This window comes from Nonomuraea fastidiosa (assembly GCF_042751225.1).
Lineage (GTDB): Bacteria > Actinomycetota > Actinomycetes > Streptosporangiales > Streptosporangiaceae > Nonomuraea > Nonomuraea fastidiosa.
The window spans coordinates 6,837,428-6,864,117 of the sequence record NZ_CP170570.1 but is presented as its reverse complement, the minus strand read 5'-3'; the positions used below and the strand labels follow the sequence as shown (position 1 = coordinate 6,864,117).

The following is a 26,690-nucleotide window of genomic DNA, read 5'->3' as shown; positions in this document are numbered from 1 at the left end:
CCGACGCCGCTGCGCCCGGCGGGCATGCCCACCAGGTCGACACTCACCCTGGGGCGGACGCGTTCGCCGACGACGGCGGCGATCACGTCCGTCACGCCGGAGATCAGGCGGGCCACGATGTCGTCGGCGTCCGGCCGGCCGAAGGCGGCCTCCTTGATGGCGAACGTCACGCTCGGCGCGGGATCCGCGGCGGGCTTGCCGCCGATGCCCCAGCGGCCCGCCGGGACGCCGACGAGCCGGACCTCGGCGATCTCGCGCGCCCACTCACCGTAGACGGCGACGACGGCGTCGGTCAGCGCCTCGATCCGCCGCCCGAGGAGCTGCGCTCGCTCGACCTCGCGCCGCGGCATCTGTCGCTGCTGTCGATGCTCCTGCTCGACGGCCCGCTGAGCGTCTCCCAGCTCGCCGACCGGCTGAGCGTCGCGCCGACCACCGTGAGCCTCCTGGTCGGCGAGCTGAGCCGCAAAGGCGTGCTGGAGCGGCGGGAGGACGACGCCGACCGGCGCCGCCGCATCGTCGACATCAGCCCGGCGAGCCGCGGCCATCTCACGGTGGCTGTCCCCGGGGGCGCGGGCCTGGCAGCGCGCGCTGGCGCCGCTGACGGCCGAGCAGCGGCGGCTGGTCGTCGACACGCTGCTCGCGTACGAGTCCGCCGTCGCCGAGGCCCAGGAGGACGCCTAGCCGCGCCTGACGCCCCTCCGCAGAGGGACGGCCGCCGTCACGCTCGCTCGCTTCTGGGGCGGAAGCGGCCGGCCAGGGATCGGGCGAGCAGGACGGTCATCACTCCGGCGAACACGACCGACAGCAGGCCCATCCGCAGCCCGGCCAGGTCGGCCACGGCCCCCACGATGAGCGGCGAGATGAGGAAACCACCGCGCAGCAGCCAGCTCACGACGGTCAGCCCGGCGCCAGGAGGCAGCCCCGGCAGCTCGTCGGCGGCGTGCATGGCGGCCGGTACGACGGTGGCGACGCCCAGCCCGGCCAGCGCGAACCCGGCCAGTGCCGTCGCCACGGAGGGCACCGCCAGCGCGCCGCCCATCCCCGCGGCGGCCAGCAGGCCCCCGGCCCGCGCGACCGTCCGGTTGCCGAAGCGGTCCACGACGCGGTCGCCGGTGAGCCGCCCGACGGTCATGGCGGCCTGGAAGACGACGACGGCGAGCCCGGCGGTGGCGGCACCGGCGCCCAGGTCGCCGCTGAGGAACAGCGCACCCCACGACTCCCCCGCGTCCTCGACGAGCGCGCCGCAGGCGGCCAGCACGCCGAGCGCGATCAGCGCCCGCACGGCCGGCCGCCACCGCCTGCCGGCACGCCCCGGCGCGTCACCGGACGCCTCGGAGAGCACGCCCGGCCGCTCAGGAGCCGGCGTCGCCACGACCGCCCGTTCGGCATCGTCGGAGCCGGGGAGCAGGAAACGGTAGGCGACCAGGGCGACGGCGCTGATCAGCACGGCGGAGATCGTGAGGTGCACGGAGAGCGGCAGGTGCAGCCCGGCGGCGGCCGAGCCCATCAGCCCGCCCAGGACCGCGCCGATGCTCCACACGCCGTGGAACGAGTTCACGATGGAACGCCGGTAAAGGCGCTGCACACGAAGGCCGTGGGCGTTCTGGGCGACGTCCATGACCGCGTCGAGGGCGCCCAGGACGAACAGCACGCCCCAGAAGGCCGTCCAGTGCGACACGAACGGGATCGCCGGCGTCACGACCGCCATGGCCACGACCCCGAACGCCGCGACCCGCGCCGAGCTGAAGCGGCGCACGGCCGCACCCGCGAACAGCCCGGCCAGCAGCGCCCCGATCGGCATGCCCGCCACCGCGCCGCCGAAGACCGCGTTGCCGACGTCGAGCCCCGCCTTGCTCTCCGGGTAGCGCGGGACGACGTTGAAGAACACGGCGCCGTTCGTGAGGAACAGCGCCGCGACGGCGGCACGGGCCCGCCGGGCTTGCTGATCGGGCGCGGGCATCGACCTTCCGTTCAGGGCCATGCGGTCTGCTCAGGTGGACGGCGAGGCGCGGCGCGGCGGCCGACGGGCGACCGGGCGGGGACGCTCTCCGCGCCTGGCGCCCCCGCCCGGAGTTCAACCGATCCGCCCGTACGACGTCAACTCGCGACGCGAGATGGTCCGCCGTACGGGCCGTCGCGCCGGATGCGGCGTTCCGGCACTTTCACAGAACCGATCAACACCCTGTCAGATCCGACGCAAGAATTGCCCATCGAGTTGAGTGAAACACATCACTCTTCCGAAAAACCGCCCCCAGACTCCCCATGAGGACGCTAACCACTCAGGAGTCTATGTGCGTCAGCGAGTGACGATGATCACGCAGCGCACTTCCGGGAGTGCGGGGGCGGGGTGACGGCGACGGGGCAGCGCACTTCGGCGAGCGCGGCCTGGAGGACCGGCCCGATGAGCGCGCCCGCCCGCCTGCCGCTGCGCCCCAGCACGAGCAGCGTCGCCCCGCTCGCGCGCTCCACGATCGCCCTGGGCGGCCGCTCGGTCACGAAGTCGGCCGTCACGGGCACGCCAGGCCCTCCGGAGGCCAGGCGGCGCACCGCCTCTTCGAAGCTCCTCTCGGCCCCGGCCCGGATGGACCTGGCGTCCACGAACGGTTGCTCGTCCTCCCCCGGACGGTCGCAGGGATCCCACCAGCCGCAGACCGCCTCGAGGGAGCCGCCGCGAAGCGCCGCCTCCCGCAACGCGAACCGGAAGGCCGCCTGACTGGCCGGCGACCCGTCCAGCCCCACCACGATCCGCACCCCACCGGCGTCCTCGTCGGCCACGCCGCTGGGGTACGCCACGTCCCACTCCTCGCCACCCTGCCTCTCCGACGGCCCGCCAGGGCGCTCCAGACCGCCGGCCCGCTCCCCGGACAGGTCGCCCGGGTACGCCACGGCCTGCTCGCCACCGGCCGGCTCCTCGGACGAGCCGTCGGGGCGTACCACGATGACCGGGGCGGGGCTGTGCGCGGGCACCTGGACGGCCGCCGACCCCACCCGCAGGTCCTCGAACCCTCCGACCCCGCGCGAGCCCAGCACCACCAGCTCCGCCTCGTGAGCGGCCTCCAGCAGCACCGCGGCGGCCGGCCGCTTGACCAGCAGCGGACGCACGTCCAGCGGACCGCCCAGTGCACGCGCCCGCCGCACGCCTTCTTCCACGACCCCGGCGGCGACCTGCTCGACCTCCGCCAGCAGCGTCCGGCTCACGGGGCGCAGCGCGTACGGCCAGTGCCAGGCGTGGCAGACGACCACGGGGCGCCCGCGCAGCCGCGCCTCCTGCACCGCCCACCGCAGCGCCTGCTCGCTCCCCGGCGACTCGTCGTAGCCCACCAGGACGCACCCCACGCCAGGCTCCCGCACCACGGCCCTCCCCACGAGGTGTCCGGCCCTCATGGGTGCGCTGCCCTGGCGACCGGCCCCGACTCTCCGGCCATGAGACTTTGACCTGCCCTTGGGCCACCGGCCTGACGTCCCCGCAGCCCGAACCTCCGCAGCGCGCACCACCCGGGCCTGCGCTCCGGAGCAGATGCGAGCCCGGACACGGCGAGCCGGCCCGCGCCTGAAGACCGCCGGCACCGGCCGGAGAGAAGGCCCCGCACGCGAGAAGGCCGGGCCCGCACCCCCGAAGGGATGCGGGCCCGGCCCGTTACATGCTCGCCTGGTCAGGCGGCCACGATGTTCTCCGCCTGCGGGCCCTTCTGGCCCTGCACGACGTCGAAGGACACCTTCTGCCCCTCGAACAGCTCGCGGTAGCCACCGTCGGAGACGATGTTGGAGTAGTGGGCGAAGACGTCGGACCCGCCGCCGTCCTGCGCGATGAAGCCGAAGCCCTTTTCAGAGTTGAACCACTTGACGGTTCCGGTAGCCATGTCGATCTCCTTCAGAGATGGGTGCGATCCGCACCGTGCGGACCGCGGTGTCGCCGCGTGAAAGCCCATCCGGAGATGACCGGGAGAAAACAAAAAACGCGTCCAGCCGCACTCTGCCAGACGCGCACAAAGTCTTATGGGTACAACAACTGCAACTCGTTCACGCTATCACGCATCCCCCCGGCCGCCAAACCCGGCCACCGGAGCGAGCGCTTCGCCCCTCATGGCACGCGGCGGGACGGCAGGCGGGGCGGCTCACACGCCGGACGGCGGGCTACGTGCGGGCAAAAAAATCCGGATATATGCCCCCCGTGCCGCGCGAGCACCGGCATCACCGCAGGTTACGGCCCTGATCGGCGATCACCTGAAGAACCATGGCCCCAAGCGCGATTGGATCACCTCACAGGTGGGAATCCCATCACGGTACCAAGCGTTAGACACCGTGGGAGACAGACCCCCCACGCAAGGGGGCCCTGTAGGAGGCATTTAAACATGGGCGAGCGCGCGCTTCGTGGCACCCGGCTCGGGGCAACCAGCTACGAGAACGACCGTAACACGGACCTGGCTCCGCGCCAGGAGGTGTCCTACACCTGTCCGAAGGGCCATCGCTTCGAGGTTCCGCTTGCCGCCGAGGCCGAGATTCCCGCCAGCTGGGAGTGCCGGATGTGCGGCGCCACCGCGGTGCGGGTGGACGGCGAGCAGCCGGAATCCAAGAAGACCAAGCCCCCGCGGACGCACTGGGACATGCTCTTGGAGCGGCGGTCCATCGAAGATCTTGAGGAGGTGCTCAACGAGCGGCTCGCGGTCCTCCGGGCCCAGCGTCGCAAGAGCGCCTGACCTCCTCTCACGGTGAACCCCCGGGCTTCAGGCCCGGGGGTTTCTCTGTGCCTTCGGCCGGCCGCACTTGTGCCCTCGGCCGGCCGCTGTGTCCTCGGCCGACCGCACTGTTGTGTCCTCTGTCGGCCGCACGTGTGGTGTCCTCGGCCAATCGAACGCCCCTGCAACCCGTCGAGCATTCCTCGGGCCGGATGCGGTTGAGAGCCGGATGCGCTTCAGGACTCGTTGTCGTCGCGGATGACCTCGCCGTGCACCACGCGGGTGCCGCGAGGCGCGCCTGAGGCGGGGCCGGGGTCGTCGCCGGGGAAGCCGGACGTGGGCGGGAAGAGGTTCGCGTAGGGGGACGACTGCGCCAGCCGCTTGATCCGCCGTTCGAAGAACCACGAGCCCAGCCGGCGCATCATCGGCCGCGTGGCCGGGATCAGGCACAGCAGGCCGAACACGTCGAGGAAGAAGCCGGGCGCGAGCAGCAGCGTGCCGCCCACCAGGATGATGCCGCCGTCGGCCAGCTCCCGATCGGGCATCCGGCCGCTCTGCAGGGCCTCCTGCAGCGCCCGCCACGCCCTCCTGCCCTCGCGCCGCACCAGCCACGCGCCCAGCAGGCTGTCGGCGATGAGCAGGGCGATCGTGGCCGGTCCGCCGATCACCTGGCCGACCTGGATGAGCAGCCAGATCTCCAGGATGGGGATGACCAGAAAGGCCAGGAAGAGCAGCAGCCGCATCGTTCAAATCCTCGTTTCCGCACACGCGTCACTGCACTGGACAACGCCCGGCGCCTGCTGAGCGTTCCGCCGGATGCCGCGGGCCGCGCGATCCTCCGCCTGCATCGGGATGAAGCGCTCGGGCACGCCGTTACGGGTTCCGCCGGATGCCGCGGGCCGCGCGATCCTCCGCCCCTGCGGCAAGCCGCAGGAGCCGCCCGCCCTCTGGCGCTAGCCGCGCGGCCCGTCCCCCTTGAGGCGCTTGGGCAACCCGGTGACGCCCCACATGCCGATCCGCCACAGCGCCTCGGACATGATCTTGCCGCTCATCTTGCTCTTGCCGACCGTCCGCTCCACGAACGTGATCGGCACCTCCACCACCCGCAGCCCGTTACGCGCGGTGCGCAGCGTCAGGTCAACCTGGAAGCAGTAGCCCTGCGACTCGACGCCGGCCAGGCCCACCTTCTCCAGCGTGGCCGCGCGGTAGGCGCGAAAGCCCGCGGTCGCGTCACGGACCGGCAGGCCGAGCATCACCCGCGTGTAGAGGTTGGCGCCCTTGGACAGCAGCTCGCGGCGCTGCGGCCAGTTGACGACCTTGCCGCCCGGCACGTACCGGGAGCCGATGGCCAAGTCGGCGCCGTCGGCCAGCGCCTGCAGCAGCTTCGGCAGCTCCTCGGGCTGGTGCGAGCCGTCGGCGTCCATCTCGACCAGTACGTCGAAGCCCTCGTCGAGCCCCCAGCGGAACCCGGCGATATAGGCCGCGCCGAGTCCTTGCTTGCCCGGCCGGTGCAGGACGTGCACCTGCTCGTCGTCGGCGGCGAGGGCGTCGGCCACCTCGCCCGTGCCGTCGGGGCTGTTGTCGTCGGCCACCAGCACATGGGCCTCCGGCACGGCCGCGCGTACGCGCTGGACGATCGCCGGCAGGTTGTCGCGCTCGTTGTATGTCGGCACGACGACGAGCACCCGGCCGAGACTCTCCATCATCCGTCGTTCCTCATTTGATCGGCTCGCCGCCTGCCACGCCACGCGGCGAACCCGGCAGCCGCCGCTCCCATTACCATCAATGCCCATTCAGGAAGTGCGCCCACCTTTGTGGCGATTGTTTCCTGCGTACGTACGGGCACCTTGACCACGTTCATGTCAGCGACAAGCTCACGGGTCTGCCAGGAGACCTTACCGTCAGGCGTGACATAAGCGGATATACCGGTCGTGGCGGCGGTGACCACGGCCCTGTTGTGCTCGACCGCACGCAGCTTGGACATCGCGAGCTGCTGCGGCGGCAGGTTGGACAGGGCGTAGCTGGCGTTGTTGGTCTGCACGACGAGCGGGGTGCCGCCGGCCCGCACGGTGCCGCGTACGGTGTCGTCGTAGGCCACCTCGTAGCAGTTGACGGCGCCGATCGTGACCGGCCCCATCTTCAGATCGCCCGGCTTGTCACCGGGCACCGACTGCCTGCCGACGAGGTTCGCCCGCTCCCACAGCGCCAGCACGATCTCCTTGAACGGGGTGTACTCCCCGAACGGCACCAGATGCTGCTTGTCGTAGTAGGCGCCAGGCCCCGTCACCGGGTCCCAGACGAGGCTGCGGGTGGCGCGGTTCTCCTCGCCGATGGCCACGACCGCCCCGACCAGCGTGGGCACGCCGACGTCGCGCACGGAGTCGTGGATGACCTGGCGGGCGTACTCGTCGCGGTAGGGGTCGATGTCGGTGGAGTTCTCCGGAAGGACCACGATGTCGGGCTTGGGCAGCTTGCCGTCGCGTACGGCCTGGGCCAGGCGCTTGGTCTCGTTGGCGTGGTTGCGCAGCACCACGGCGGGCTCGTCGCCGAGCGCGTACATGCCGCGGCCCGGCACGTTGCCCTGCACGATGCCGATGTTGACGGTACGGCCCTCGTCGCCGTACCTCGGCACCGCGAGCCCCAGCACGGGCACGGCCACCGCCAGCGCGACCGGCACCAGCCTGCCCGCGCCCCCGATCGGGCCCTTGACCGCGAACTGCCGCCGGTCCACCACCGCGTACGCGAGCAGCGCACCGCACAGCGCGACCGCGAACGACACCAGCGGCGCGCCGCCGAGCGCGGCGTACGGGGTGAACATCGACTCGCCCTGGCTGAAGGCCGCGCGCGCCCACGGGAAGCCGCCGATCGGCACCAGGCCGCGCGCCCACTCCATCAGCACCCACAGGCCGCCGAACCACAGCGGCCAGGCCCGCAGCCGGAACACCGGCGCCGCGAGCGCGGCCATGGCGGCGTAGAAGACGCTCTCGGTGGCCACCAGCATGAGCCACACGTCGTCGCCGATCGTGCGCACCCAGGCGACGCCGGGCAGCAGGAACGCCGCCGCCCCCAGGTAGCCGAGCCAGGCGGCGCGGCGGGGGCGAGCGCCGTAGAGGGAGGCGGCGATCAGGCCGATGCCGAGCGGCGCGCACAGCCACCAGTCGAGCGGCGGGAACGCCAGGAACAGCGTCACGCCACCGGCGACGGCGGCGAGCATCCGCGCGAGCAGCACCTGCCACCTCTCCCCCGGCACCGCACGCCCCTCCCCCGAGCGCCCGGCATCGCCCTCGGATGCCCCCTGAGCCTCGGACCGCGCCTCGGCTCCAGCGGCATGGACATCGGGCGGCGCCTGAGCAGCGCCGGCCGTGGCGGCCGGCTGCGCCTCACCGGCGGCGGCCAGGGCGTCAAGCTCCGGCTTCGCGGCGGCAACCGGGGCGTCGGCGGTCGTGCCGACAGCGGCCCGCCCGGACACGGGCGTGGGATTCGTACGGTCCTGCACCACTCCGGGCTCTCCTCGCCACCTCGCAAACGCCTGCTTGCGAAAACGCTACCGCTCCCGGGCCGCACTCAGACCGGCACACCCCGCAGAAGATCGGAGAAGGGGAAAGACGGCAGGGCGGTCCCGCAGCGATCTGGGCGGGACCACCCGGCGCGTCGGCGGTCCTGGAACACGGGAACGGGAAGAGGGCCCGGAAACCCTTCGGACCGGACCCGTCTCGTCGGCGGCGAGCGCGGAATTCCGTTGTCTACTGGGCTCCCGGACCCGTCCCGGGTCCAACCCCCCGCCCGGTTGGGGTGCCCCGACTCGACGGACCGACGGCCCTGCACCTGGCTGTGTGGACGGAGTCGCGCTCCGTCACGGACGCAGGATCCGGCGATGTCAGAGACGGCCAACCGGCCAAGTCCCGTGCTGGACTGCGCAGCAAACTACCGACTCCACCTCAGATGTCAACCGTGTCCCGATCAGCAGAAACATCAAGTTTCAGCAGCTAGGACATGTTTGACTGGCGGCTTCAAAGCCGGTCAAACCCCATTCGCGGGCTCCGGTGAGCGGCTTGGCAAGTCCCGCAGCGCGGGCGACAGCGGGCGCTCGTGGACGACCCCGAGCCGCTGCGTCGCACGCGTGAGAGCAACATACAGGTCGCTGGGCCCTCGTGGCGACTGGGCGGCGATGAGATCGGGTTCTGCGACGATGACGGAGTCGAATTCGAGCCCCTTGGCGTCCGCGACGCCCATGACGGCGACGGGTGCGTCGAGGGCCTCGGTTCCCCTGCCGCGGCCCGCGCCGGGCGTGACGGCGACCGTGCCGGGCACGGCGGCCGCGAGCCGGGCGCCGAGGTCGGCCACCATGTCGTCGGGGGCGACCACGGCCACCTTGCCGCCATCGGCCGCCTCGGCGGCGACCAGGTCCGGCAGCGCCGCGAGCGGCGCCGACCAGGGCCGGGTGCCCGCCTCGCGCACGGACATGGGCGCCCGCAGCCCGGGGTCGATGGTGGCGAGCACGCGGGCGGCGACGTCCATCAGCTCGACCGGGGTGCGGTAGTTGACGGTCAGCTCCTGCTGGCGCCAGCGCCCGGCCACGTACGGGTCGAGCACCTCCGCCCAGGAACGCGCCCCGGCGGCCGAGCCGGTCTGGGCGATGTCGCCGACGATGGTCATCGACCGGGTCGGGCAGCGGCGCATGACGGCCCGCCAGGCCATCGGCGACAGCTCCTGCGCCTCGTCCACGATGACGTGCCCGTAGGCCCAGGTGCGGTCGGCGGCGGCGCGCTCGGCGGTGGTGAGCTGGGGGCCGTCGGCGCGCTGGCGCTCGGCGAGGCGTTCGGCCTCCATCACGTCGGACAGGCCCGTGAGCTCCAGCACCTCGCGGGCGTAGGCCAGCTCGGCCTCGCGCTCGTTCTCCGCCGCCTGCCTGGCGGCGGCCAGCTCCTCCTCGGCCTGCATCGCGGTGGCGCGCAGCACCTGCTCGTCGATGTCGCCGAGGAGCTCGGCGGCCTCGTCGAGCAGCGGGACGTCGGACTCGGTCCACTCGCCGCCGTCACGGCGCAGCAGCAGGCGTTCCTCGGGGGTGAGCGAGGAGGCGGCGTAGTCGAGGCGCTCGGCGGAGCCGTACAGGCCGAGCAGGAGTCCCTGCGGCGTGAGGTAGGGCCACAGCCGGTTGAGCGCGGCCTTGACGACCGGCTCGGTGCGCAGGTCCTCACGCAGGTCGGCCAGCTCCTCGTCGTCGATGAGCCCCTTGCCGATCTTGCGGGCCTGCTGCCTGGCCAGCGCGTTGAGCAGGGTGCGCACGAACACGGTGCGGGCCTGGTTGTGGGGGCGGCGCGAGCGCTGGGCCTTGTTCCTGGCGGTCTCCATCATCTGCCGGTCGATGGTGAGCGTGATGCGGCCGAGCGGCAGCTCGATCGCCTTGCGCGGGACGCGCTGCCGGTCGCGTACGGCCTTGGCGATCACGTCGGCCATCCGGATGTCGCCCTTGAGCGCGGCCACCTCGGGACGCTCGCGCGCGGTGGCGGTGAGGCCGGGGTAGAGCTCGCCGATCGTGGACAGCAGCACGTCGGTCTCGCCGAGCGAGGGCAGCACCTGCTCGATGTAGCGCAGGAAGGTGAGGTTGGGCCCGATGATGAGCACGCCGCGGCGTTCGAGGCGCTCGCGGTGGGTGTAGAGCAGGTACGCGGCGCGGTGCAGGGCCACGACGGTCTTGCCGGTGCCGGGCCCGCCCTGCACCACCAGCACGCCGTTGAGGTCGCTGCGGATGACGCGGTCCTGCTCGGCCTGGATGGTGGCGACGATGTCGCGCATGCGGCCGGTGCGCCGCTCGTCGAGCGCGGCGAGCAGCGCGGCCTCGCCGTTGAGCGTGGCGCGGTCGTCGTCGGTGAGCGCGTCGATGTCGAGCAGGTCGTCATCGACGCCGACCACCTGGCGCCCCCTGGTCTGCAGGTGGCGGCGGCGGGTGACGCCCATGGGGGCGGCGGGGGTGGCGCGGTAGAAGGGCTGCGCGACGGGCGCCCGCCAGTCGATGAGCAGGCGGCGCTGCTCGTCGTCGGTCATGCCGATCTTGCCGATGTAGAGCCGCCCTTCCTCGACGTGGTCGAGCCGGCCGAAGGCGAGGCCGCGTTCGACCGCCCAGAGCCGGGCGAGGCGCGAGGCGTACATGCCGGCGAACGTGTCGCGCTCGGACCTGTTCTGCATCGTGCCGACGGCGCCCGCGGCGAGCACCTCCTTGAGCTGCCGCTGGGTACGCTCGCGCAGGGTGTCGAGGCGGTCGTAGAGGCGGGTGACGTACGCCTGCTCTTTTGCCAGTTCGGTTTGACGCGTTGCCGCCTGACCGTTAATGTGGTTAATGGGACACTCCGGGCCATTCTGCTTGTTGTTGCGACAAACGCCGACATTAGCACGCCTGCTTCACTGGTCTCAGCACTTTCCCCCTTTCCCGATCACGTCTTGGTCTCACTTCTTGACCGTCTCGCCTGCGGCTTCTTAGGGTCATCGTCAGTTAGGAAAGTTTCCTAACCTAGCGAAGGAGACGCTGTGAGCGGCCCGGTGCCCGGAACCCCCAGTCTGCTACGTGCCATCAATGATCGCGCGGCCCTGCAGGCGCTCCTGGAGCGGGGGCCGCTGACCCGTCCCGAGATCGGCGCGATCACCGGCCTGTCCAAGCCGACGGCCTCCCAGCTCCTGCTCCGGCTCCAGCAGGCGGGGCTGGTCGTGCAGGACGGCGTCAGGGAGGGCCTGCCGGGCCGTACGGCCGAGGTCTACCGGATCAACCCGGCCGCCGCGTACGTGGCCGCGCTCGACGTCACCCCCGACCGCATCGAGGCCAAGGTGGCCGACATCACCGGCACGGTCGCCGGCGAGTACGTGCTGCCGACTCCGCGCCGCCCGCACGGCGAGCTGGTGGACCGGCTGAACGCGGCGCTGCGCGGCGCGAACCCGCCGGACAAGCTGCGCCGGGTGGTGATCGGCGTGCAGGCCGCGATCGACCCGACCACCGGCAGGCTCGGCTACGCCGCCGCCGAGGACGTGCCGGGCTGGCAGATCCCCGACCTGGTGCCCACGCTCAGCGCCGGGCTGGGCGTGCCGGTGGACGTGGAGAACAACGTCAACCTGGTGGCGGTGGCCGAGCAGGCGCACGGCGCGGCGCGCGGGCAGCAGGACTTCGTGCTGCTGTGGGCCGACGAGGGCATCGGCTCGGCCATCGTGCTGGGCGGCCGCATGCACCGGGGCGCGACCGGCGGCGCGGGCGAGGTGGGCTACATGCCGATCCCGGGCGCGCCGACGGCCCGCGAGGCCGGGCGCTACGCGAGCCACGGCTACCAGGCGCTGACCGGCGGGCCCGCGGTGCTGGAGCTGCTGCGCTCGTACGGCGTGCGCGGCTCCGACTTCCGCCAGGCCGTCGCGAACGCCGTACGTGCGGCGGCCGGCACCGGGAAGGAGGCCGACGACGCCAGGGCCGGGCTGCGCGACGTGGCCGCCCGCCTGGCGGTGGGCCTGGCGGCCATCACCTCGGTCGTCGATCCCGCCCTGATCGTGCTGACCGGCGGCGTCGTGCTGCCGGGCGGCGAGACCCTGCGCGAGCTGGTCGAGCACGAGCTGCACGCGCTGACCATTCCCCAGCCGCCCGTCCGCCTGTCGAGCGTCGAGGGCAACCCCGTCCTCGCCGGTGCGCTCGACCTCGCCCTCGCCGCCGTACGCGACGAGGTGTTCAGCTCGACCGTCCCGTCATGATGGACGGCAGGAGGCACCCCCCTGCGCTTCGTCCCTCTGGCGGTCGCCGCCGCGCCGGCGCGTACGGCCTCTGCTGGGCGCTCACACAGGCGGGCGTCACATCGACGGCCGTTGACGGCGATGCGGTGGCCAGGAAGCCGGTCGAGCGGCAGGCCGAGGAGGTGGCGGCGCCGGCGGAGGTGCGCCTGCGCCGGCACGGCCTGCTGGAGACGCCGGTGGAGGTGGTGCTCGGCGGCGGCCTGCTGACCGCGCGACCCGCTGATGACCACGCTGCCGGAGTCGGGGTTCGCGCTGCGGGTGCCGCACGCCGAGCCGGTGGTGGCCGACCGGCCACCGGTCATGGGGGCCGCGCCGCTCGGCCTGGAACGGCTGGGCGCCGCCGGAAGCGCTCTGGCGGCGCTGCGTGCCGCGTACGGGCCCCGCTGAGGCCGCTCAGGCGCCTTCGGCGGCCACGGGCGGCTCGCCGGCGACGTCGGGGGCGCGGTGCTCGTAAGGGGTGCTGAGCACGACCGTGGTGCGGGTCGAGACGTTGGCCGATGCGCGGATCTGCTGCAGCAGGTCCTCCAGCGCGACCGGCGAGGCCACCCGGACCTTGAGTATGTAGCTCTCGTCGCCCGCCACGCTGTGGCAGGCCTCGATGGCGGTCAGGTGGGCCAGCCGCTCGGGGGCGTCGTCGGGCGCGGCCGGATCGATCGGCTTGATGGACACGAACGCGGTCAGCGGCAGCCCCACCGCGTCGTGGTCGATGATCGCGGCGTATCCGCGGATGACGCCGCGCTTTTCCAGGCGGCGTACGCGCTGGTGCACCGCCGAGACCGACAACCCGGTCTCCCTGGCCAGGTCGGTGAAGCTCATGCGGCCGTCACGGGCCAGCAACGTGACGATGCGGCGGTCGATCTCCTCCATCGGTCAAAGGTAGCCCGTCATGGTCACGACATGGTCCCGACAGGAGAGGCTCCCCTGCGCATCGCATGCTCGACGAGCGTGATGAGCACCTCCTTGCCGGAGTCGCGGCGGCGGGCGTCGCAGCGCACGATCGGGATGTCCGGCTCCAGGCCGATGGCCGAGCGCACCTCGCCGATCGTGAACGGGGTGGTGCCCTCGAAGTGGTTGAGCGCCACGATGAACGGCTGGTCGCGCTTTTCGAAGTAATCGACGGCCGGGAAGCAGTCGTCGAGGCGGCGGGTGTCGGCCAGCACCACCGCGCCGAGCGCGCCCATGGCCAGCTCGTCCCAGACGAACCAGAAACGCTCCTGACCCGGGGTGCCGAACAGGTAGAGCATGTAGTCGTCGCGGATCGTGATGCGGCCGAAGTCCATCGCCACGGTGGTGGCGAGCTTGCGCTCCACGCCCGACAGGTCGTCGATGTGGGTGCCCGCCTGCGTGAGCGCCTCTTCCGTGCGCAGCGGCCTGGTCTCCGAGACGGCCCCTACCATCGTGGTCTTGCCGGCGCCGAAACCTCCGGCGATCAAGATCTTGATCGCGGTCGGCAGCCGCCAACGGTCTGAGCGACCGAATTCCATCCAGCACCGCCCGTACAAATTTCGCGCATGCGCGACCCCGCCCCAGGTGCCGTGGTCAGTGGTACCTGTCAAGGAAGCTTGTGAAGGTCGGCCCACATGCCTGGCATCGAGACACCCTAGCAACGCCACATTTTCCACTCAAGCCGCAATCTTTTACAAGAATGAAAATGTCACGGTTTGTGGCGAGTCGCACGCTTATTCGGTGATCTAACAGGCAAAGAGTCAAGTTTGTCTGTCATGTATTCAGACGAGCACTTTACCGTGGCGAGTGAAAGTCCGAAACGCCGGTGAACCCGGTGTGAAAGCCGAGCTGTCTGCGCAGGTAGAAGGCCGTGCGCGGGCTGTGAACGGCGACCGGCTCGATCAGCTCCTCCGCCCGGCGGGCCAGATCCGCCATCGCCAGCGTCACCTCCGAGCGCTCCACTCCCAGCGCAAGCACGTTCAGCCCGCCCCAGCTCAGGTCCCGCCGGTAGCTCACGACGTCGCCGAGCAGATGCAGGTAGCGCTGCACCTGACGGCTGACCGCGCGCAACTCCTCCAAGTGGGCTTTCGCCCATTCGTCGGCCGCGTAGATCCAGTGACACAGGTCCACGAAGCAGGAGCCCCTGCTGTCGGCGTTGTCGACGTAGCGGGCCAGCGAGGGCCGGTCGCGCCTGTCGCGCCACGTCCAGGCCCGCGCCATGCCCTCAAGCATGCACCCGAGCTGGTCCGCCCAGACGTCCTGCAGGCCGCCGAACTCCTTGACCGTGCCGAGCTCGTCGCGCAGATCGGCGAGAAAGCGGGAGGCCGCCGAGCGCGGTGCCGCGCCCTCGGCGACGTCCAGGCAGTCCTTCGCCAGGCGGTCGACGTGGGAACGGGTGAGCGCGCGGTGATCGATGAGCCTGTCCACCGCGAGGACCCACAGGGCGGCCCGGTTGACGACCTTCAGCCGGTGAGCGCTCGCCCACGGCGCGCTGAAGGCGGTGGACAGCGTCAGGGCGGTGAAGAGCTCGGAGCTGAAGGCGGCAGCCGGGAACAACCCACCGTACATTTCGGCACATCGCCGCAAATCTCGGCCGCATTCGGCGGCCAGGGCGCACGTCTCGCCGAGCTCGAACGCCTCGTCCAGCTCGTCGCCCGGCATCCTAGGGCCGCTCGACCGGCTCGCGGATCATGCCCGACGACCCCCATTTCCCCTGGATATACACCTGTCAGGGGAATTCTTTCATGATCACGTACTATCGATCAAGGTATCAGTAGCCTGGCCGCACCGTCCCCTCCGGCTCTCCCCCGCGCCATCCCTCACGCGCCTCAGCGGCCTGCGAGACGGCCGGACCTGTGAGACTGCCGGAAGCGCGCGGGGACGGCGCTCAGGCGGGGCCGTGCAGCAGTCCCCAGGCGGCGGTGGCGTCGTCGTGGCGCTTGCCCCACACCGGCCCGCGCTCGCTCTCCAGCTCCCGCACCGCCGCGATGACGGCCTGCGGCCCTTGCCCGGCGAGCAGGTCGAGGACGTCCTCCCACCGCCGGCCGTACCAGTCGACGAGCCGCGCCACCCCGTCGGTGAAGACCCCGGCCCCGCGCACGTCACCGAGAGCGATCTCGCCGGTGACGCTCTCGCGGGCGGCCTCGGGACGGGCGGCGGCCACCCAGAACCCGCCGGGCGCGTTGCGCAGGCGGCGCACCAGCTCCAGCGAGTACGGCCGCCCGCCGGGCAGCCGGTCGAGCCGGTCGTCGTACACCACCCGCACCCCTCCCCCGGCCAGCCGGAGCACCACGGGCGAGTCGCCCAGCACGAGGTACTCCAGCCGCTCACGCACCCGCACCATGGCCACCGTGGCGGACGGCGAGTCGGGGTTGGCGAGGTCACAGGTGGCGGCGTGGGACGCCGCCGTGGCCTCGATGGCGCGCTCCAGGATCGCGGCGAGCGAGCCGGGGGCGTCGCCGGCCAGCTCGGCGGCCAGCGCGCCGCCGAGCCGCCCCACCAGCCAGGCCACGTCGTGCACGCAGCCGCTGTCGACGCCGGACGGGGCCGTGGCGCCGTCGAGCACGGCGATCCAGGACGGCCCGGCGATCACGAGGTCCTCGTTGGGCCGCGCGGAGCCGGGCCTGGTGGCGCATACGACCTCGCGGAACACGCCCGTCAGACGACGACCAGCTCGCGCGGCGTGTTGTTGAGCCGCTCGAAGCCGTCGTCGGTGCAGACCACGATGTCCTCGATCCGCGCGCCGTGGCGGCCGGGCAGGTAGATGCCGGGCTCGACGGAGAACGCGAACCCGGGCTCCATCGGCTCGCCGTTCCCGGAGACGATGTACGGCTCCTCGTGCGTCTCGATGCCGATGCCGTGGCCGGTGCGGTGGACGAAGTACTCGCCGTATCCGGCGGCGGCGATGACGTCGCGGGCCGCGGCGTCGATCGACTCGCACGACACGCCCGGACGCACCGCCTGGCAGGCGGCCTCCTGGGCCTGGCGCAGCACCTCGTAGTAGGCGGCGAACCCGGCCGGCGGCTCGCCCACGCTGTAGGTGCGGGTGGAGTCGGAGCAGTAGCCGTTGTGCAGCTGGCCGCCGATGTCCACCACGACCGGCTCGCCCGCCTGGATGACCCGGTCGGACACGTCGTGGTGCGGGCTCGCACCGTTGGGCCCGGAGGCGACGATGACGAAGTCGACGGTGGCGTGCCCCGAGGCGAGGATCGCCTCGGCGATGTCCCTGGCCACCTCGCGCTCGGTGCGCCCGGCCCGCAGCAGCTCGGGCACCTGGCGGTGCACGCCGTCGATGGCCTCGCCTGCCTCGCGCAGCGCCGCCACCTCGGCGGGCGACTTGCGCATCCGCAGCTCCCGCAGCACGCTGCCGGCCAGCACCTGCTCGGTGCCGGGCAGCACCTCGCGGAAACGCAACGTGGACATGGCCCACATGCGGTCGGCCAGCCCCACCTTGGCCGGCCTGCCGAGCCGGGCGGCGGCGATCGCGTACGGGTCGTCGGTCTCGTCCCACGCCACGAACTCGAGCCCCAGCCGGGACGCCGGCGACGCCTCGGCGGCGGGCAGCTCCAGGCGGGGCACCATCATGTACGCCTCACCCGAGGCCGGCACCACCAGGCAGGTCAGCCGCTCCAAGGGCTTGGCGTCGTAGCCGCTGACGTAGCGCAGGTCGGGCCCCGGCGTGAGCAGCAGGGCGTCGAGACCGGCTTTGGCGGTGGCCTCCTGGACGGCGGCCAGACGGGACACGGGATACAGATCTGAGGACGTCACAGGCCCAATCTACTCTTGCGGCACCGCCTAAAAACCGGGAAAAGGTCTCACCACGCACCAACTCAGAACTACACCACGTTAGCGGTCGATCACGTAGTGTGGGGCCAATTGTCCAGTTCCACTGCGTTCGAGAGTGAGAACGATGGTCGACGTCATAGGCGCGGCCGAGCTGCTCGGGCACGAGAGCGAGGCCGAGATGCTCGCCGTACGGCTGGCGCACGCCCAGCGGCTGGGCAACATGGGCTGGGCGGAGTGGCACCTGCACACGGGCGAGACCATCTGGTCCGAGCAGGTCTACGTGATCTTCGGCAGGGACCCGGAGGAAGGTCCCATCCCGCTGCCCGACCTGGCCGAGCACGTCGATCCCGCCGACGTGGCCACGCTCGACCGGCTGCTGTGGTCGGTGGTGCAGGGGGTCGAGCCGGTGCAGGCCGAGTTCCGCATCCGCCGCGGCGCCGGCGACGTACGCGACCTGCGGGTCGTGCTCGAACCCCTGCCGGGCCCCGGCGGCACGATCGGCATGCACGGCGTCATCCAGGACATCACCGGCCGCCGCCGCGCCGAGCGCATGGTCTCGGAGTCGCGCCGCCAGCTCCTGGAGGCGCGCGAGCAGGCGGCCGAGGAGCGCCACGTGATGCTGGCGCTGCGCGAGGCGATCCTGCCCGAGCCGGTCGGCTGTCTCGATCTGCCGCACACCAGGGTCGCGGTGCGGTACGTGCCCGCGGAGAAGACCGCGAACCTGGGCGGCGACTGGTTCGAGACCGCGCCCGCCCCCGACGGCCTGCTGCTGCTGACCATCGGCGACGTCTCGGGCCACGGCCTGCCGGCGATCTCCCGGATGGCCCAGCTCCGCCACGCCCTGGTCGGCCTGGCGATGACCGGCCAGGCCGCCAACCGGCTGCTCGACTGGCTGAACGAGCTGGTCATGCACCAGCTCAAGGACACCACCGCCACCGCGATCGTGGGCCACCTGGACCCGGCGACGCGGGTGTTCGCCTGGGGTCAGGCGGGCAACCTCGCACCGATCCTGGTGCGCGACGGGGTGGCCAGCCATCTCCCCAAGCCCAGGGGCGTGCTGCTGGGCGCGGCCTCCGGCAGCCCGTACGAGCTGGCCACCACCCGGCTGCTGCCCGGCGACCTGCTGCTGATGTTCACCGACGGGCTGGTGGAGCGGCGCACCCGCGACATCGACGAGGGCCTGGACCAGGTGCTGGCCGCCGCCCGCCGCCTGTCGGGCCGCGACCTGGACGACGGGCTGGACGCGCTGCTCGCCGAGATCGGCGGCCCGAACCCGGAGGACGACGCGTGCCTGCTGGCGGTCGGCATCCTCGACCAGTGAGCGGTGCGGGCGGGTTGTCGGTGGAGGATGGCAGCATGGGTCCGTGCTGATGCTTCTGGACACCCCGTCCCTCTACTTCCGCGCCTTCCACGGCGTGCCCGAGTCGATCAAGGCTCCCGACGGGTCGCCGGTCAACGCGGTGCGCGGGCTGATCGACATGATCGCCACGCTCGTCCGCCAGTACGCGCCCGATCAGCTCGCGGCGACGATGGACGCGGACTGGCGGCCGGCCTTTCCGGGTGGCGGCGATCCCCACGTACAAGGCGCACCGGGTCGCGCACGGCGACACCGAGGAGGTGCCCGAGGCGCTGGTGCCGCAGATCGCGGTCATCCAGGAGGTGCTCGACGCGCTCGGCATCGCCCGCCTGGAGTCGCCCGGCTACGAGGCCGACGACGTCATCGGCACCCTGGCGCATCAGGCGAGCGGCGCGGTCGACATCGTCACCGGCGACCGCGACCTGTTCCAGCTCGTCGACGACTCCCGCCCGGTGCGCGTGCTCTACACCGCGCGCGGCATCCGCAACCTGCAGATCGTCGACGAGGCGTTCGTCACCGCCAAGTACGGCATCCCCGGCCGCGCCTACGCCGACTTCGCCACCCTGCGCGGCGACCCCAGCGACGGCCTGCCCGGCGTGTCCGGGGTGGGCGAGAAGACGGCGGCCGCGCTCATCACCCGTTTCGGCTCGCTCGGCGGGCTGCTCGACGCGCTCGACGCGGGCGAGACCGACGGCTTCCCGGCCGGCAGCCGTACGAAGCTGGCCGCCGCCCGCGACTACCTGCGCGTCGCCCCCACCGTGGTGGAGGTGGCCAAGGACGCGCCGCTGCCGGACGCCGACCTGACGCTGCCGAGCAAGCCGCGCGACGCCGAGGCGCTGGTCGCGCTGGCCGACCGCTACGGCATCGACGGCCCGCTCAACCGCCTGCTCGACGCGCTCGCCCGCTGACGCCCCCGCACGGTCCGGCGGGGAAACCCAGGACGCGGTCCAGCGGGCACGCCCAGGACGCGGTCCGGCGAGAGCGCCCAAGAGGCGGTCCGGCGGGGACGCCGACGAGGCGGTCCGGTGAGGGCGCTCAGGAGGCGCTGAGGAAGGCGCGCACGGCGTCCTGTGCCGCCTCGCGCAGGCGGGCGTGCACGAGCGCGTTCTCCTCGCGGTCGGTGCGCACCTCCACCACGCGCGGCCCCTGGCCGCGCAGCGCCTTGGGCAGGTCGCCGATGTCCGACACCAGCGTGTACGGCGTGCCGGTCGCCGCCGCCACGTACCCGAGGTCCACGCCGTGCGGCGTGCCGAACACCCGCTCGAACGGGTCGCGGATGGCCGCCTGGGGCAGCAGCGAGAAGATGCCGCCGCCGTCGTTGTTGACGACGACCAGGCACAGGTCGGGCCGGGGCTCGCGGGGGCCGAGGATGAGGCCGTTCTGGTCGTGCAGGAACGACAGGTCGCCGATGAGCGCGTACGAGGGGCCGTTGTGCGCCAGCGCGGCGCCCATGGCGGTGGAGACGAGCCCGTCGATGCCGGAGGCGCCCCTGTTGGCCATGAACCTGATGCCCCGCCGGGGCCGCATCGCCTGGTCGAGGTCGCGGATCGGCATCGAGGAGCCGCAGAACAGCAGCGAGCCGTTCGGCAGCGCGTCGACGAGGTCCCTGGCCAGGCGCGGCTCGCTGGTGCCGGTGAGGTCGAGCACCTCGTCCATGACGGCCCTGACCGCCCGGTCGGCGCGCCGCCAGGCGTGCAGCCAGCTGTCGTCGCCGGAGGCGACCGGGATCTCCACGGCCTGCGCGACCTGGGTGGCCGAGCGGGTCGGGTCGGGCCAGCGGTCGAGGTCGGGCGCGACCACGATGTGCTCCTCCGCCCGCTGCAGCCACGACAGCAGCGGGCGCGACAGCCCCGGCCTGCCCAGCGTGACCACCACGTCGGGCCGGTGGGCGTCGGCGAACTCGGGCGTGCTCAGCAGGTAGTGGTAGGTGGAGATGGCGTTGTCGCCGTAACGGCCGCCGCCGCTGGGCTCCGACAGCACCGGCCAGCCCGCCATGCCGGCCGCGGCCACGTAGCGGCGCACGTTCGCCGCGCCGTCGCCGACCACGAGCACGCCGCGCCTGGTGGGCGGCAGGTGCAGGGCGACAGGCGGCGGCGCGACCCTGGCCCGCACCCACGGGCCGTTCGCGGCGCCGTCGAGCGGCTCGCACCAGCTCGTGTCGCCGTCGGGGATCAGCGGCTCCCTGAAGGCCACGTTGAGGTGGACGGGGCCGGGGTTGCCCGCGCCGGCGGCGTGCTGGTAGGCGCGGCAGGCCAGCGACCGCCAGTAGGCGACCTGGCCGGGACGCTCCTCGGGCACGCCGACCTCGGCGAACCAGCGGGTCGCGGTGCCGTACAGCTTGAGCTGGTCGATCGTCTGGTTGGCGCCGGTGCCGCGCAGCTCGGGCGGGCGGTCGGCGGTCAGCACCAGCAGCGGCACCCCCGACTCCGACGCCTCGACGACCGCCGGGTGGAAGTTCACGGCCGCGGTGCCGGATGAGCAGATGAGCGCGACCGGCCGCTCGGAGCGCTTGGCCAGGCCCAGCGCCAGGTACGACGCCGAGCGCTCGTCGATGCGCACGTGCAGGCGCACCCGCGACTCGGCGTGCAGCGCCATGGCCAGCGGTGCGGAACGCGAGCCTGGCGCCAGCACCACGTCGGTCAGGCCGCAGCGCACCAGCTCGTCGACCAGCACCGTGGCCAGCGCGGTAGCGGGGTTCAACGGGACGCCTCCTGCTTCCGGCCAAGCCAGTGGATCTCAAATGCCGACAAATGCTGAAAATTCCCCATAAGGCGGAGCGGGGGCACCGGAGGCGCCGCCTCCATCCGCCGCACGCCGGCGGACGGCCGCGCCGCCCGCTCCCCCGGCGGGTCGCACGGGGACACGCCAGGCGGACCGGGGCGCTCAGACCGCCGCGCGCAAGCCCGCGGGGGCGGCCCCGCTGTGGCGGTCTGCCCGCGAAGCCGTGTACGCATCGGGATCCGGAAGACCACGGGGGAACGCGTCACGACCCTCCCTGAACCCGCTGTCCGACCTGTCGCCATTAACCTTACGAGCATGTGGAGGAACCCGTCGCATCCGGACCGGCCACTGCATGCCATCGTGCAGCCTCCGGGACCTGCCCTGTTCGCGGCGATCCGCGACGCGCTGGCGGGTGAGGGGCCCGCGATCCTCCCGCTCACCCCCGGCCAGGAGGGTCCCGCCATCGAGGCGCTGCGGCCCACCCATGTCGGCGGCTCACCCCGCGACGACGGCGCCGGCGTCCCCGGCGACGTGGCGGTCGTGATCTCCACCAGCGGCAGCACCGGCCCGCCCAAGGGCGTCATGCTCTCGGCCGCCGCGCTGCGCGCCTCCGCCACCGCCTCGCTGCGCCGCGTCGGTGCGGCCAAGGGCGAGCGCTGGCTGTGCTGCCTGCCCGTCTCCCACGTCTCCGGCCTGCAGGTCCTGATACGCGCGCTGCTCTCGGACAGCGAGCCGGTGATCCACCCGGCCTTCGACCCCCGGGCGGTGCTCGAATCCGGCGCCGACCACGTCTCGCTGGTGCCCACCCAGCTCCACCGGCTGGTCGAGATGGGCGCGGACCTGTCGGTGTTCAAGACGATCCTGCTCGGCGGCGCCGCGGCCCGTCCCGGCCTGCTGGAGCGCGCCCGCGAGCTGGGCGCGCGGGTGGTGACGACGTACGGGAGCAGTGAGACCTCGGGCGGCTGCGTCTACGACGGCCGTCCGCTCGACGGCGTCGACGTCAAGATCGGCGATGACGGCCTGATCAGGATCGCCGGGCCGGTGCTGTTCTCCGGTTACCGCTTCGACCGGCCGCCCGCCCCGCTCGACGGCGGCTGGTTCGTCACCTCCGACCTCGGCGACCTCGACGGCGGGCGGCTGCGCGTGCTCGGCCGGGCCGACGACGTCATCAACACCGGCGGCGAGAAGGTGGTGGCGGGCGTGGTGACCGCCGTGCTCGCCACGCACCCCGAGGTCGCCGACGTGGCCGTGATCGGCGTACCGGATCCGGAGTGGGGTGAGCTGGTCACCGCCGTCGTGGTCCCCGCCGACCCCGACGCACCACCAACACTTTCACAATTGCGGGCATACTGCCGCGACAGGCTTCCTCCCCACGCCGCCCCGCGCGACCTGCGGCTGATGTCCCGGCTGCCACTGCTGCCGAACGGAAAGACCGATCTAGTACGGCTGAGGGCAGGAACCTGACGAGTTGCGGCTGCGTCATAGTGGGGAGAAGGAGGGAGCCTTCATGGACCAGACCCGCAAGATGTGGGCATCCGCGGCCGTCGTCGGCGTCATCATCGTCGGGGGCGCCTCAGTCGCGGCGGCCGCCTCGGCGGGCAAGCTCGACCAGGTCGCCAGGGAGACCAGAGCCGAAATGGAGAAGGCGTCACCGTCCGGCGAGCAGCCCAGCCCCGAGAGCAGCGAGCCCGCCGTGGTCTCCACGGAGGTCAACCCCGACCCCCAGACGGTGCTCCGCTACTGGAGCGACCAGCGGATGGAGGACGCCCAGCCGATGCCGATGCCCGAGGTGGGCAAGCTGGAGATCGGCGACGCCGAGCCGGGCGGGCAGCAGCCGAGCGAGGGCGAATCCGGAGAGATCGCCGGGCAGCCGGAATAAGAACCGGGACGGGGCGGTTGAGTATTCGGGCCATCGGCCCCTTCTCATCCCCCGCATCGGGCGCACGGGAACAAATGACGGCGATTGGCGTTATTGATACTGGTGCGCCGTGCGGACGTCGACCGCCCCACCACAACCTGCCTGATCGCTTCCACTCCGTACGGAGGAGGTGTCCTCATGCCCAGAACCGCCGTGGCGACCCCGCCCGTATCTCTCGACCAGCTCATTGAACGAGGGCGAGCGCAGGGTCACCTCTCTCTGGCGGAGCTGCGTGACGCTTTCGCGAAGGCCGGTATCAGCCCCTCTGAAGGCCGCACGATCCTGCGTGAACTCTCAGAGGCCGGCGTGAGCCTGGCCGCCGAGAACGAGCCGTCTCTCAGCACCACGACCCCCACCAAGAAGGCCACCGCCAAGAAGACCACCTCGCGGGCAAAGAATACCGGCCGCAAGGCGAGCGAGGCAAAAACCGACGCGAAGGCGCCGGCGAAGCCCAACGGCAAGAAGTCCCGCAAGACCGACGGCGCCGAGCCCGAGCCCACGCCGGAGCCGGTCGAGGATCCGGTGAAGGACGTCGCCGAGGACCTCGCCATCGACGGCGAGGACGCCGACCTCGACAACGAGCCGCTCGACCTCGACGACACCGCGTCCGTCATGGGCGACTCCGTGCACACCTACCTCAAGTCCATCGGCCGCCGCACCCTGCTCACCGCCGCGCAGGAGGTCGAGCTGGCCAGGCGCATCGAGGCGGGCCTGTACGCGGAGTACAAGCTGGAGACCCAGCCCGACCTGCCCGAGGACCTGCGCGAAGACCTCAAGATGGTCGTCGAGGACGGCAAGCAGGCCAAGGACCACATGCTGGAGGCCAACCTGCGCCTCGTGGTGTCGGTGGCCAAGAAGTACACCGACCGCGGCATGTCCCTGCTGGACGTCGTCCAGGAGGGCAACCTCGGCCTGATCAGGGCCGTGGAGAAGTTCGACTACACCAAGGGCTTCAAGTTCTCCACCTACGCCATGTGGTGGATCAGGCAGGCCATCCAGCGCGGCTTCGCCGACTCCGCGCGGACCATCCGGCTGCCCGTGCACGTGCTGGAGATGCTCTCCAAGCTGTCGCGGGTCGAGCGTGACATGCACCAGCGGCTGGGCCGCGAGCCCACCCCCGAGGAGCTGGCCGTCGAGCTGGACAAGACGCCCGATCAGATCGAGGAACTGCTGCGCACCAGCCGGCAGCCCATCTCGCTCAACGCGACGATCGGCGAGGACGGCGAGACCACGATCGGCGACCTCATCGAGGACGTCGACTCCCCCGAGGCGTCGGAGATCGTCGACCGCCAGCTGCTGGGCGACCAGCTGCGCGGCGTGCTCGACAACCTCTCGCCGCGCGAGTCGAAGATCATGGCGCTGCGCTTCGGCCTCGTGGACGGCAAGCCGCACACCCTGGACGAGATCGGCAAGCACCTGGGCCTGACCCGGGAGCGGATCCGCCAGCTGGAGAAGGAGTCGCTGTCGAAGCTCCGCCACCCCAGCAACACGCGTCCGCTGCTGGACTGGGCGAGCTGACGCCGCCCGGCTGGGCGTGCCGGCACCGAGAGCCCCGGTGATCCACCGGGGCTCTCGTCATGCCCACCGGGGCTCTCGTCATGCACGGGCCCGACCGGCCCGCCGGGCGATCACGAGCCACTTAGACCGCTGAAACCACGAAAAGCCGCCCACCGCGAAGAGACCGCCGAAGGCGGCGGCGAGCGCGGGGGTCGCCTGCGTCCGGCGGACGCCGAGCCGGGCGGCCGCGACCGTTCACCAGGCGCACGGCGTCAGCGAGCGGCGCGGCCGGCAGCGGAAAACGGTGCCGTTCAACGGGCGGCGCGGCCGTCAGCGCAAGACGATGCTGGTCAGCGAGCGGCGCGGCCGTCAGCGGAAAACGGTGGTGTTCAGCGGGCGGCGGGGACGCGCTGCGGGACGCGCGGGATGCCCCACAGGCGGTTCTCCTCGCGCAGCGTGCGCAGGCGGTTGACCTCGGCGGTCCACATGGCGCCCTTGGGGGTCGCCTTGGCCTTGCGGCGCGCGATCCGGTCGTCGTAGGCCTTCACTCCGAACGTGGCCCGCTGCCCCGCCTCGGCGGCCCGCAGCGCCTCGGTCAGCGCGCGGTCGAACGCCAGCCCGGCCTCGCGCAGCTCGAACTCGTCGGCGTCGGCGGCACGCAGCTCCTGCAGCGTGCGCTCGGCCTGCCTGGCCTTGTCGAGCAACTCGGGGAAGCTCTTGGCTATCTCCTGGTCCGCGTGGTAGCGAACCTCTGCCTCCCGGCTCACCCGCGGACGGAAAAACGCCATTCGACCCGGCCCTTTCACGCTGTCGTTACTCGTTCAACCGCCAAGCGTACGCCGTCCGGCGACACGGACGGAAATCGCCCCGGCGCGAGCGCCTTTACATAGTAAGATCACCGGCATGCCTGCCAAGAGACCGCCAGTCCCCCTCTCGCGCGAGCGGATCATCGAGGCCGCGCTGCACATCGCCGACAGCCAGGGCCTGCGCCGGCTCACGATGCGCCGCCTGGGCGACGCGCTGCAGGTCGAGGCCATGGCCATCTACCACCACCTGCCCCGCGGCAAAGAGGCGCTGATGGACGCCCTGGCGGAGCACGTCACGTCCGTGCACGTCGAGCCGCGATCGACCTGGCAGGAGACGGCCAAGGCGTGGTGCCGGGCGAGCAGGGAGCTGCTGCGCGAGCACCCGGGCGTACTGGCGCTGGCGCTGACCAAGCCGCCCAAGGGCGCCACGGCGATCGCGATCAGGGAGCAGACCGAGCAGCTCGCCGAGGCTGGCCTGGAGAACGCCGCCGAGGCCGTACGCGCGCTGCGGGCCTTCGTGTTCGGCAGCGTGGCGGTCGAGGTGCAGCAGTCCGGCTGGGCCGACCCCGAGGTCGATGAATGGGTCAGGCGGGACGAAAGAGCGGATGAGGACTTCGAGCGCGGACTCGACGCTCTTCTCAAGGGATTGCAAACGTGATGCGCGTGGTGCGCTCGGCCCGTTATCCTGCAAGAGGCACGTTGTGTCGAAGGTCACACGGTTCGGGGACCCTCCTGTAACAGTCCCTGCGGGCCATGCCGAAACGTGTGACTCGCCACACGGGCCAGCACAACTACCCGAGCCGGCTCCCGCCCCTCCACCACGGGAGCATCCCACGAGATATCGGAGGCACGCCGATGTGCCCGCATGAACCGGCCTGTCCGGATGCAGAGGCGCCGGACCGCGAAGCGGCCCGCACACTCGCCAGTCACCCCGAACAGGGGTGGAGCCTGCTTTGCAACGGTGTCGTCCTGTTCGAGGACACCGGAGAGCTTCTGCCCAGCGGCGCGGCCATCGCGCCGCACCGGCCCGTGGTCGGCGCGGCCTGACCCGCCACCGGGCGGCCGGTGCGCGGCTCCGCGCCAGGCCGCCCATCTTCGCCGGCCCGCGCCAGCGGCACATGAACGCCGCGCGCGGGCCCATACGAAGGCCCGTGAAGGGCCGCCCAGAGGTTTCGCGCGAAGACCCTTCTAGACCCGTACAAAGCCGGCCCAGAAGCCGGCAT

General features: G+C 72.1%; 24 protein-coding genes and 2 pseudogenes. 12 read left to right on the top strand and 14 right to left on the bottom strand.

What is annotated here, in order from left to right:
- Positions 1-365: 365 nt before the first annotated feature.
- Positions 366-470: pseudogene (locus ACFMQL_RS31395) on the top strand (ArsR family transcriptional regulator); the annotation flags it as partial.
- A gap of 248 nt (positions 471-718) precedes the next feature.
- On the opposite strand, the gene ACFMQL_RS31390 reads toward ACFMQL_RS31395, so the two are convergent.
- The 3 genes from ACFMQL_RS31390 to ACFMQL_RS31380 all read right to left on the bottom strand — a co-directional run bounded on the left by ACFMQL_RS31390 (position 719) and on the right by ACFMQL_RS31380 (position 3,860).
- Positions 719-1,981, bottom strand: coding sequence for an MFS transporter (locus tag ACFMQL_RS31390; RefSeq protein WP_378788369.1), 1,263 nt, complete (start codon positions 1,979-1,981; stop codon positions 719-721).
- Positions 1,982-2,313: 332 nt separating this feature from the next.
- A complete protein-coding gene (locus ACFMQL_RS31385) occupies positions 2,314-3,351 on the bottom strand; it encodes a universal stress protein (protein WP_378788367.1) in 1,038 nt (345 codons plus the stop codon).
- Between the two features lie 302 nt (positions 3,352-3,653).
- Positions 3,654-3,860: a cold-shock protein gene (locus ACFMQL_RS31380; protein WP_364052873.1), complete on the bottom strand. Its 207-nt coding sequence runs from the start codon at positions 3,858-3,860 to the stop codon at positions 3,654-3,656.
- A gap of 492 nt (positions 3,861-4,352) precedes the next feature.
- On the opposite strand from ACFMQL_RS31380, the gene ACFMQL_RS31375 reads away from it, so the two are divergent.
- Complete coding sequence (locus tag ACFMQL_RS31375) at positions 4,353-4,697, top strand: RNA polymerase-binding protein RbpA (RefSeq protein WP_364052876.1); 345 nt, start codon at positions 4,353-4,355, stop codon at positions 4,695-4,697.
- 215 nt (positions 4,698-4,912) lie between these two features.
- Here the strand turns inward: ACFMQL_RS31375 and ACFMQL_RS31370 are convergent, their stop codons facing one another.
- From ACFMQL_RS31370 to ACFMQL_RS31355, 4 genes are all read right to left on the bottom strand, one after another.
- Positions 4,913-5,419: an FxsA family protein gene (locus ACFMQL_RS31370; protein ID WP_364052879.1), complete on the bottom strand. Its 507-nt coding sequence runs from the start codon at positions 5,417-5,419 to the stop codon at positions 4,913-4,915.
- Positions 5,420-5,629: 210 nt separating this feature from the next.
- A complete protein-coding gene (locus ACFMQL_RS31365; protein ID WP_364052882.1) occupies positions 5,630-6,382 on the bottom strand; it encodes a polyprenol monophosphomannose synthase in 753 nt (250 codons plus the stop codon).
- A complete protein-coding gene (gene lnt, locus ACFMQL_RS31360; protein WP_378788364.1) occupies positions 6,379-7,926 on the bottom strand; it encodes an apolipoprotein N-acyltransferase in 1,548 nt (515 codons plus the stop codon). Before lnt ends, ACFMQL_RS31365 begins: the two co-directional genes overlap by 4 nt.
- A 770-nt stretch (positions 7,927-8,696) precedes the next feature.
- Positions 8,697-10,889, bottom strand: a complete 2,193-nt coding sequence (locus ACFMQL_RS31355; protein WP_378788362.1) for a HelD family protein — start codon at positions 10,887-10,889, stop codon at positions 8,697-8,699.
- 312 nt (positions 10,890-11,201) lie between these two features.
- Here ACFMQL_RS31355 and ACFMQL_RS31350 point away from each other — a divergent pair, with 312 nt between their 5' ends.
- Both ACFMQL_RS31350 and ACFMQL_RS31345 read left to right on the top strand, forming a co-directional pair.
- A complete protein-coding gene (locus tag ACFMQL_RS31350) occupies positions 11,202-12,398 on the top strand; it encodes an ROK family transcriptional regulator (RefSeq protein WP_364052891.1) in 1,197 nt (398 codons plus the stop codon).
- Positions 12,399-12,659: 261 nt separating this feature from the next.
- Positions 12,660-12,824 carry a hypothetical protein gene (locus tag ACFMQL_RS31345; RefSeq protein ID WP_364052894.1) on the top strand — a complete coding sequence of 55 codons (165 nt, stop codon included), beginning with the start codon at positions 12,660-12,662 and terminating at the stop codon, positions 12,822-12,824.
- A gap of 6 nt (positions 12,825-12,830) precedes the next feature.
- Here the strand turns inward: ACFMQL_RS31345 and ACFMQL_RS31340 are convergent, their stop codons facing one another.
- The 5 genes from ACFMQL_RS31340 to ACFMQL_RS31320 form a co-directional block, all read right to left on the bottom strand.
- Positions 12,831-13,304, bottom strand: coding sequence for an Lrp/AsnC family transcriptional regulator (locus ACFMQL_RS31340; protein WP_364052897.1), 474 nt, complete (start codon positions 13,302-13,304; stop codon positions 12,831-12,833).
- A 23-nt stretch (positions 13,305-13,327) separates the two neighbouring features.
- Entirely contained in the window at positions 13,328-13,921 is a 594-nt protein-coding gene (locus ACFMQL_RS31335; protein WP_364052900.1) for an ATP/GTP-binding protein, read from the bottom strand.
- 256 nt (positions 13,922-14,177) lie between these two features.
- Positions 14,178-15,044 (bottom strand): hypothetical protein, encoded by an 867-nt coding sequence (locus tag ACFMQL_RS31330; protein ID WP_378788359.1) that lies wholly within the window; start codon positions 15,042-15,044, stop codon positions 14,178-14,180.
- A 226-nt stretch (positions 15,045-15,270) separates the two neighbouring features.
- Positions 15,271-16,035, bottom strand: a complete 765-nt coding sequence (locus tag ACFMQL_RS31325; RefSeq protein WP_364052906.1) for a protein phosphatase 2C domain-containing protein — start codon at positions 16,033-16,035, stop codon at positions 15,271-15,273.
- Positions 16,036-16,040: 5 nt separating this feature from the next.
- Positions 16,041-17,150 (bottom strand): M24 family metallopeptidase, encoded by a 1,110-nt coding sequence (locus tag ACFMQL_RS31320; RefSeq protein ID WP_378788357.1) that lies wholly within the window; start codon positions 17,148-17,150, stop codon positions 16,041-16,043.
- A gap of 142 nt (positions 17,151-17,292) precedes the next feature.
- Here ACFMQL_RS31320 and ACFMQL_RS31315 point away from each other — a divergent pair, with 142 nt between their 5' ends.
- The 3 genes and pseudogenes from ACFMQL_RS31315 (at position 17,293) to ACFMQL_RS31305 (ending at position 19,433) form a co-directional block, all read left to right on the top strand.
- Positions 17,293-18,489 (top strand): PP2C family protein-serine/threonine phosphatase, encoded by a 1,197-nt coding sequence (locus tag ACFMQL_RS31315; protein ID WP_378788355.1) that lies wholly within the window; start codon positions 17,293-17,295, stop codon positions 18,487-18,489.
- A gap of 49 nt (positions 18,490-18,538) precedes the next feature.
- A pseudogene (locus tag ACFMQL_RS31310) lies at positions 18,539-18,646 on the top strand (flap endonuclease); the annotation flags it as partial.
- 82 nt (positions 18,647-18,728) lie between these two features.
- The gene (locus ACFMQL_RS31305; protein WP_378788353.1) at positions 18,729-19,433 is read left to right on the top strand and encodes a 5'-3' exonuclease H3TH domain-containing protein; all 705 of its coding nucleotides are present in this window, start codon (positions 18,729-18,731) and stop codon (positions 19,431-19,433) included.
- Between the two features lie 127 nt (positions 19,434-19,560).
- On the opposite strand, the gene menD is transcribed toward ACFMQL_RS31305, so the two are convergent.
- A complete protein-coding gene (gene menD / locus ACFMQL_RS31300; RefSeq protein WP_364052915.1) occupies positions 19,561-21,225 on the bottom strand; it encodes a 2-succinyl-5-enolpyruvyl-6-hydroxy-3-cyclohexene-1-carboxylic-acid synthase in 1,665 nt (554 codons plus the stop codon).
- 336 nt (positions 21,226-21,561) lie between these two features.
- On the opposite strand from menD, the gene ACFMQL_RS31295 reads away from it, so the two are divergent.
- The 3 genes from ACFMQL_RS31295 (at position 21,562) to ACFMQL_RS31285 (ending at position 24,682) form a co-directional block, all read left to right on the top strand.
- Positions 21,562-22,710 carry an AMP-binding protein gene (locus ACFMQL_RS31295; protein WP_364052918.1) on the top strand — a complete coding sequence of 383 codons (1,149 nt, stop codon included), beginning with the start codon at positions 21,562-21,564 and terminating at the stop codon, positions 22,708-22,710.
- Positions 22,711-22,753: 43 nt separating this feature from the next.
- Positions 22,754-23,125, top strand: coding sequence for a hypothetical protein (locus ACFMQL_RS31290; RefSeq protein ID WP_364052921.1), 372 nt, complete (start codon positions 22,754-22,756; stop codon positions 23,123-23,125).
- Positions 23,126-23,302: 177 nt separating this feature from the next.
- The gene (locus ACFMQL_RS31285; protein ID WP_378788350.1) at positions 23,303-24,682 is read left to right on the top strand and encodes an RNA polymerase sigma factor; all 1,380 of its coding nucleotides are present in this window, start codon (positions 23,303-23,305) and stop codon (positions 24,680-24,682) included.
- A gap of 368 nt (positions 24,683-25,050) precedes the next feature.
- On the opposite strand, the gene ACFMQL_RS31280 is transcribed toward ACFMQL_RS31285, so the two are convergent.
- On the bottom strand, positions 25,051-25,428 hold the full coding sequence (locus ACFMQL_RS31280; protein ID WP_364052927.1) for a hypothetical protein: 378 nt from the start codon (positions 25,426-25,428) through the stop codon (positions 25,051-25,053).
- Between the two features lie 136 nt (positions 25,429-25,564).
- Between ACFMQL_RS31280 and ACFMQL_RS31275 the strand changes: the two genes are divergently transcribed.
- On the top strand, positions 25,565-26,125 hold the full coding sequence (locus ACFMQL_RS31275; RefSeq protein WP_364052930.1) for a TetR/AcrR family transcriptional regulator C-terminal domain-containing protein: 561 nt from the start codon (positions 25,565-25,567) through the stop codon (positions 26,123-26,125).
- A 197-nt stretch (positions 26,126-26,322) separates the two neighbouring features.
- Positions 26,323-26,514 carry a DUF5999 family protein gene (locus ACFMQL_RS31270; RefSeq protein WP_364052933.1) on the top strand — a complete coding sequence of 64 codons (192 nt, stop codon included), beginning with the start codon at positions 26,323-26,325 and terminating at the stop codon, positions 26,512-26,514.
- Positions 26,515-26,690: the final 176 nt, after the last annotated feature.

Coding starts and splice junctions, on each gene's coding strand:
- ACFMQL_RS31375 (WP_364052876.1), top strand. CDS start 4,353: ATGGGCGAGCGCGCGCTTCGTGGCACCCGGCTCGGGGCAACCAGCTAC.
- ACFMQL_RS31345 (WP_364052894.1), top strand. CDS start 12,660: ATGACCACGCTGCCGGAGTCGGGGTTCGCGCTGCGGGTGCCGCACGCC.
- ACFMQL_RS31330 (WP_378788359.1), bottom strand. CDS start 15,044: ATGCCGGGCGACGAGCTGGACGAGGCGTTCGAGCTCGGCGAGACGTGC.
- ACFMQL_RS31285 (WP_378788350.1), top strand. CDS start 23,303: ATGCCCAGAACCGCCGTGGCGACCCCGCCCGTATCTCTCGACCAGCTC.
- ACFMQL_RS31365 (WP_364052882.1), bottom strand. CDS start 6,382: ATGATGGAGAGTCTCGGCCGGGTGCTCGTCGTCGTGCCGACATACAAC.
- ACFMQL_RS31390 (WP_378788369.1), bottom strand. CDS start 1,981: ATGGCCCTGAACGGAAGGTCGATGCCCGCGCCCGATCAGCAAGCCCGG.
- ACFMQL_RS31290 (WP_364052921.1), top strand. CDS start 22,754: ATGGACCAGACCCGCAAGATGTGGGCATCCGCGGCCGTCGTCGGCGTC.
- ACFMQL_RS31275 (WP_364052930.1), top strand. CDS start 25,565: ATGCCTGCCAAGAGACCGCCAGTCCCCCTCTCGCGCGAGCGGATCATC.
- ACFMQL_RS31270 (WP_364052933.1), top strand. CDS start 26,323: ATGTGCCCGCATGAACCGGCCTGTCCGGATGCAGAGGCGCCGGACCGC.
- ACFMQL_RS31370 (WP_364052879.1), bottom strand. CDS start 5,419: ATGCGGCTGCTGCTCTTCCTGGCCTTTCTGGTCATCCCCATCCTGGAG.
- ACFMQL_RS31340 (WP_364052897.1), bottom strand. CDS start 13,304: ATGGAGGAGATCGACCGCCGCATCGTCACGTTGCTGGCCCGTGACGGC.
- ACFMQL_RS31380 (WP_364052873.1), bottom strand. CDS start 3,860: ATGGCTACCGGAACCGTCAAGTGGTTCAACTCTGAAAAGGGCTTCGGC.
- ACFMQL_RS31335 (WP_364052900.1), bottom strand. CDS start 13,921: ATGGAATTCGGTCGCTCAGACCGTTGGCGGCTGCCGACCGCGATCAAG.
- ACFMQL_RS31295 (WP_364052918.1), top strand. CDS start 21,562: ATGTGGAGGAACCCGTCGCATCCGGACCGGCCACTGCATGCCATCGTG.
- ACFMQL_RS31315 (WP_378788355.1), top strand. CDS start 17,293: ATGGTCGACGTCATAGGCGCGGCCGAGCTGCTCGGGCACGAGAGCGAG.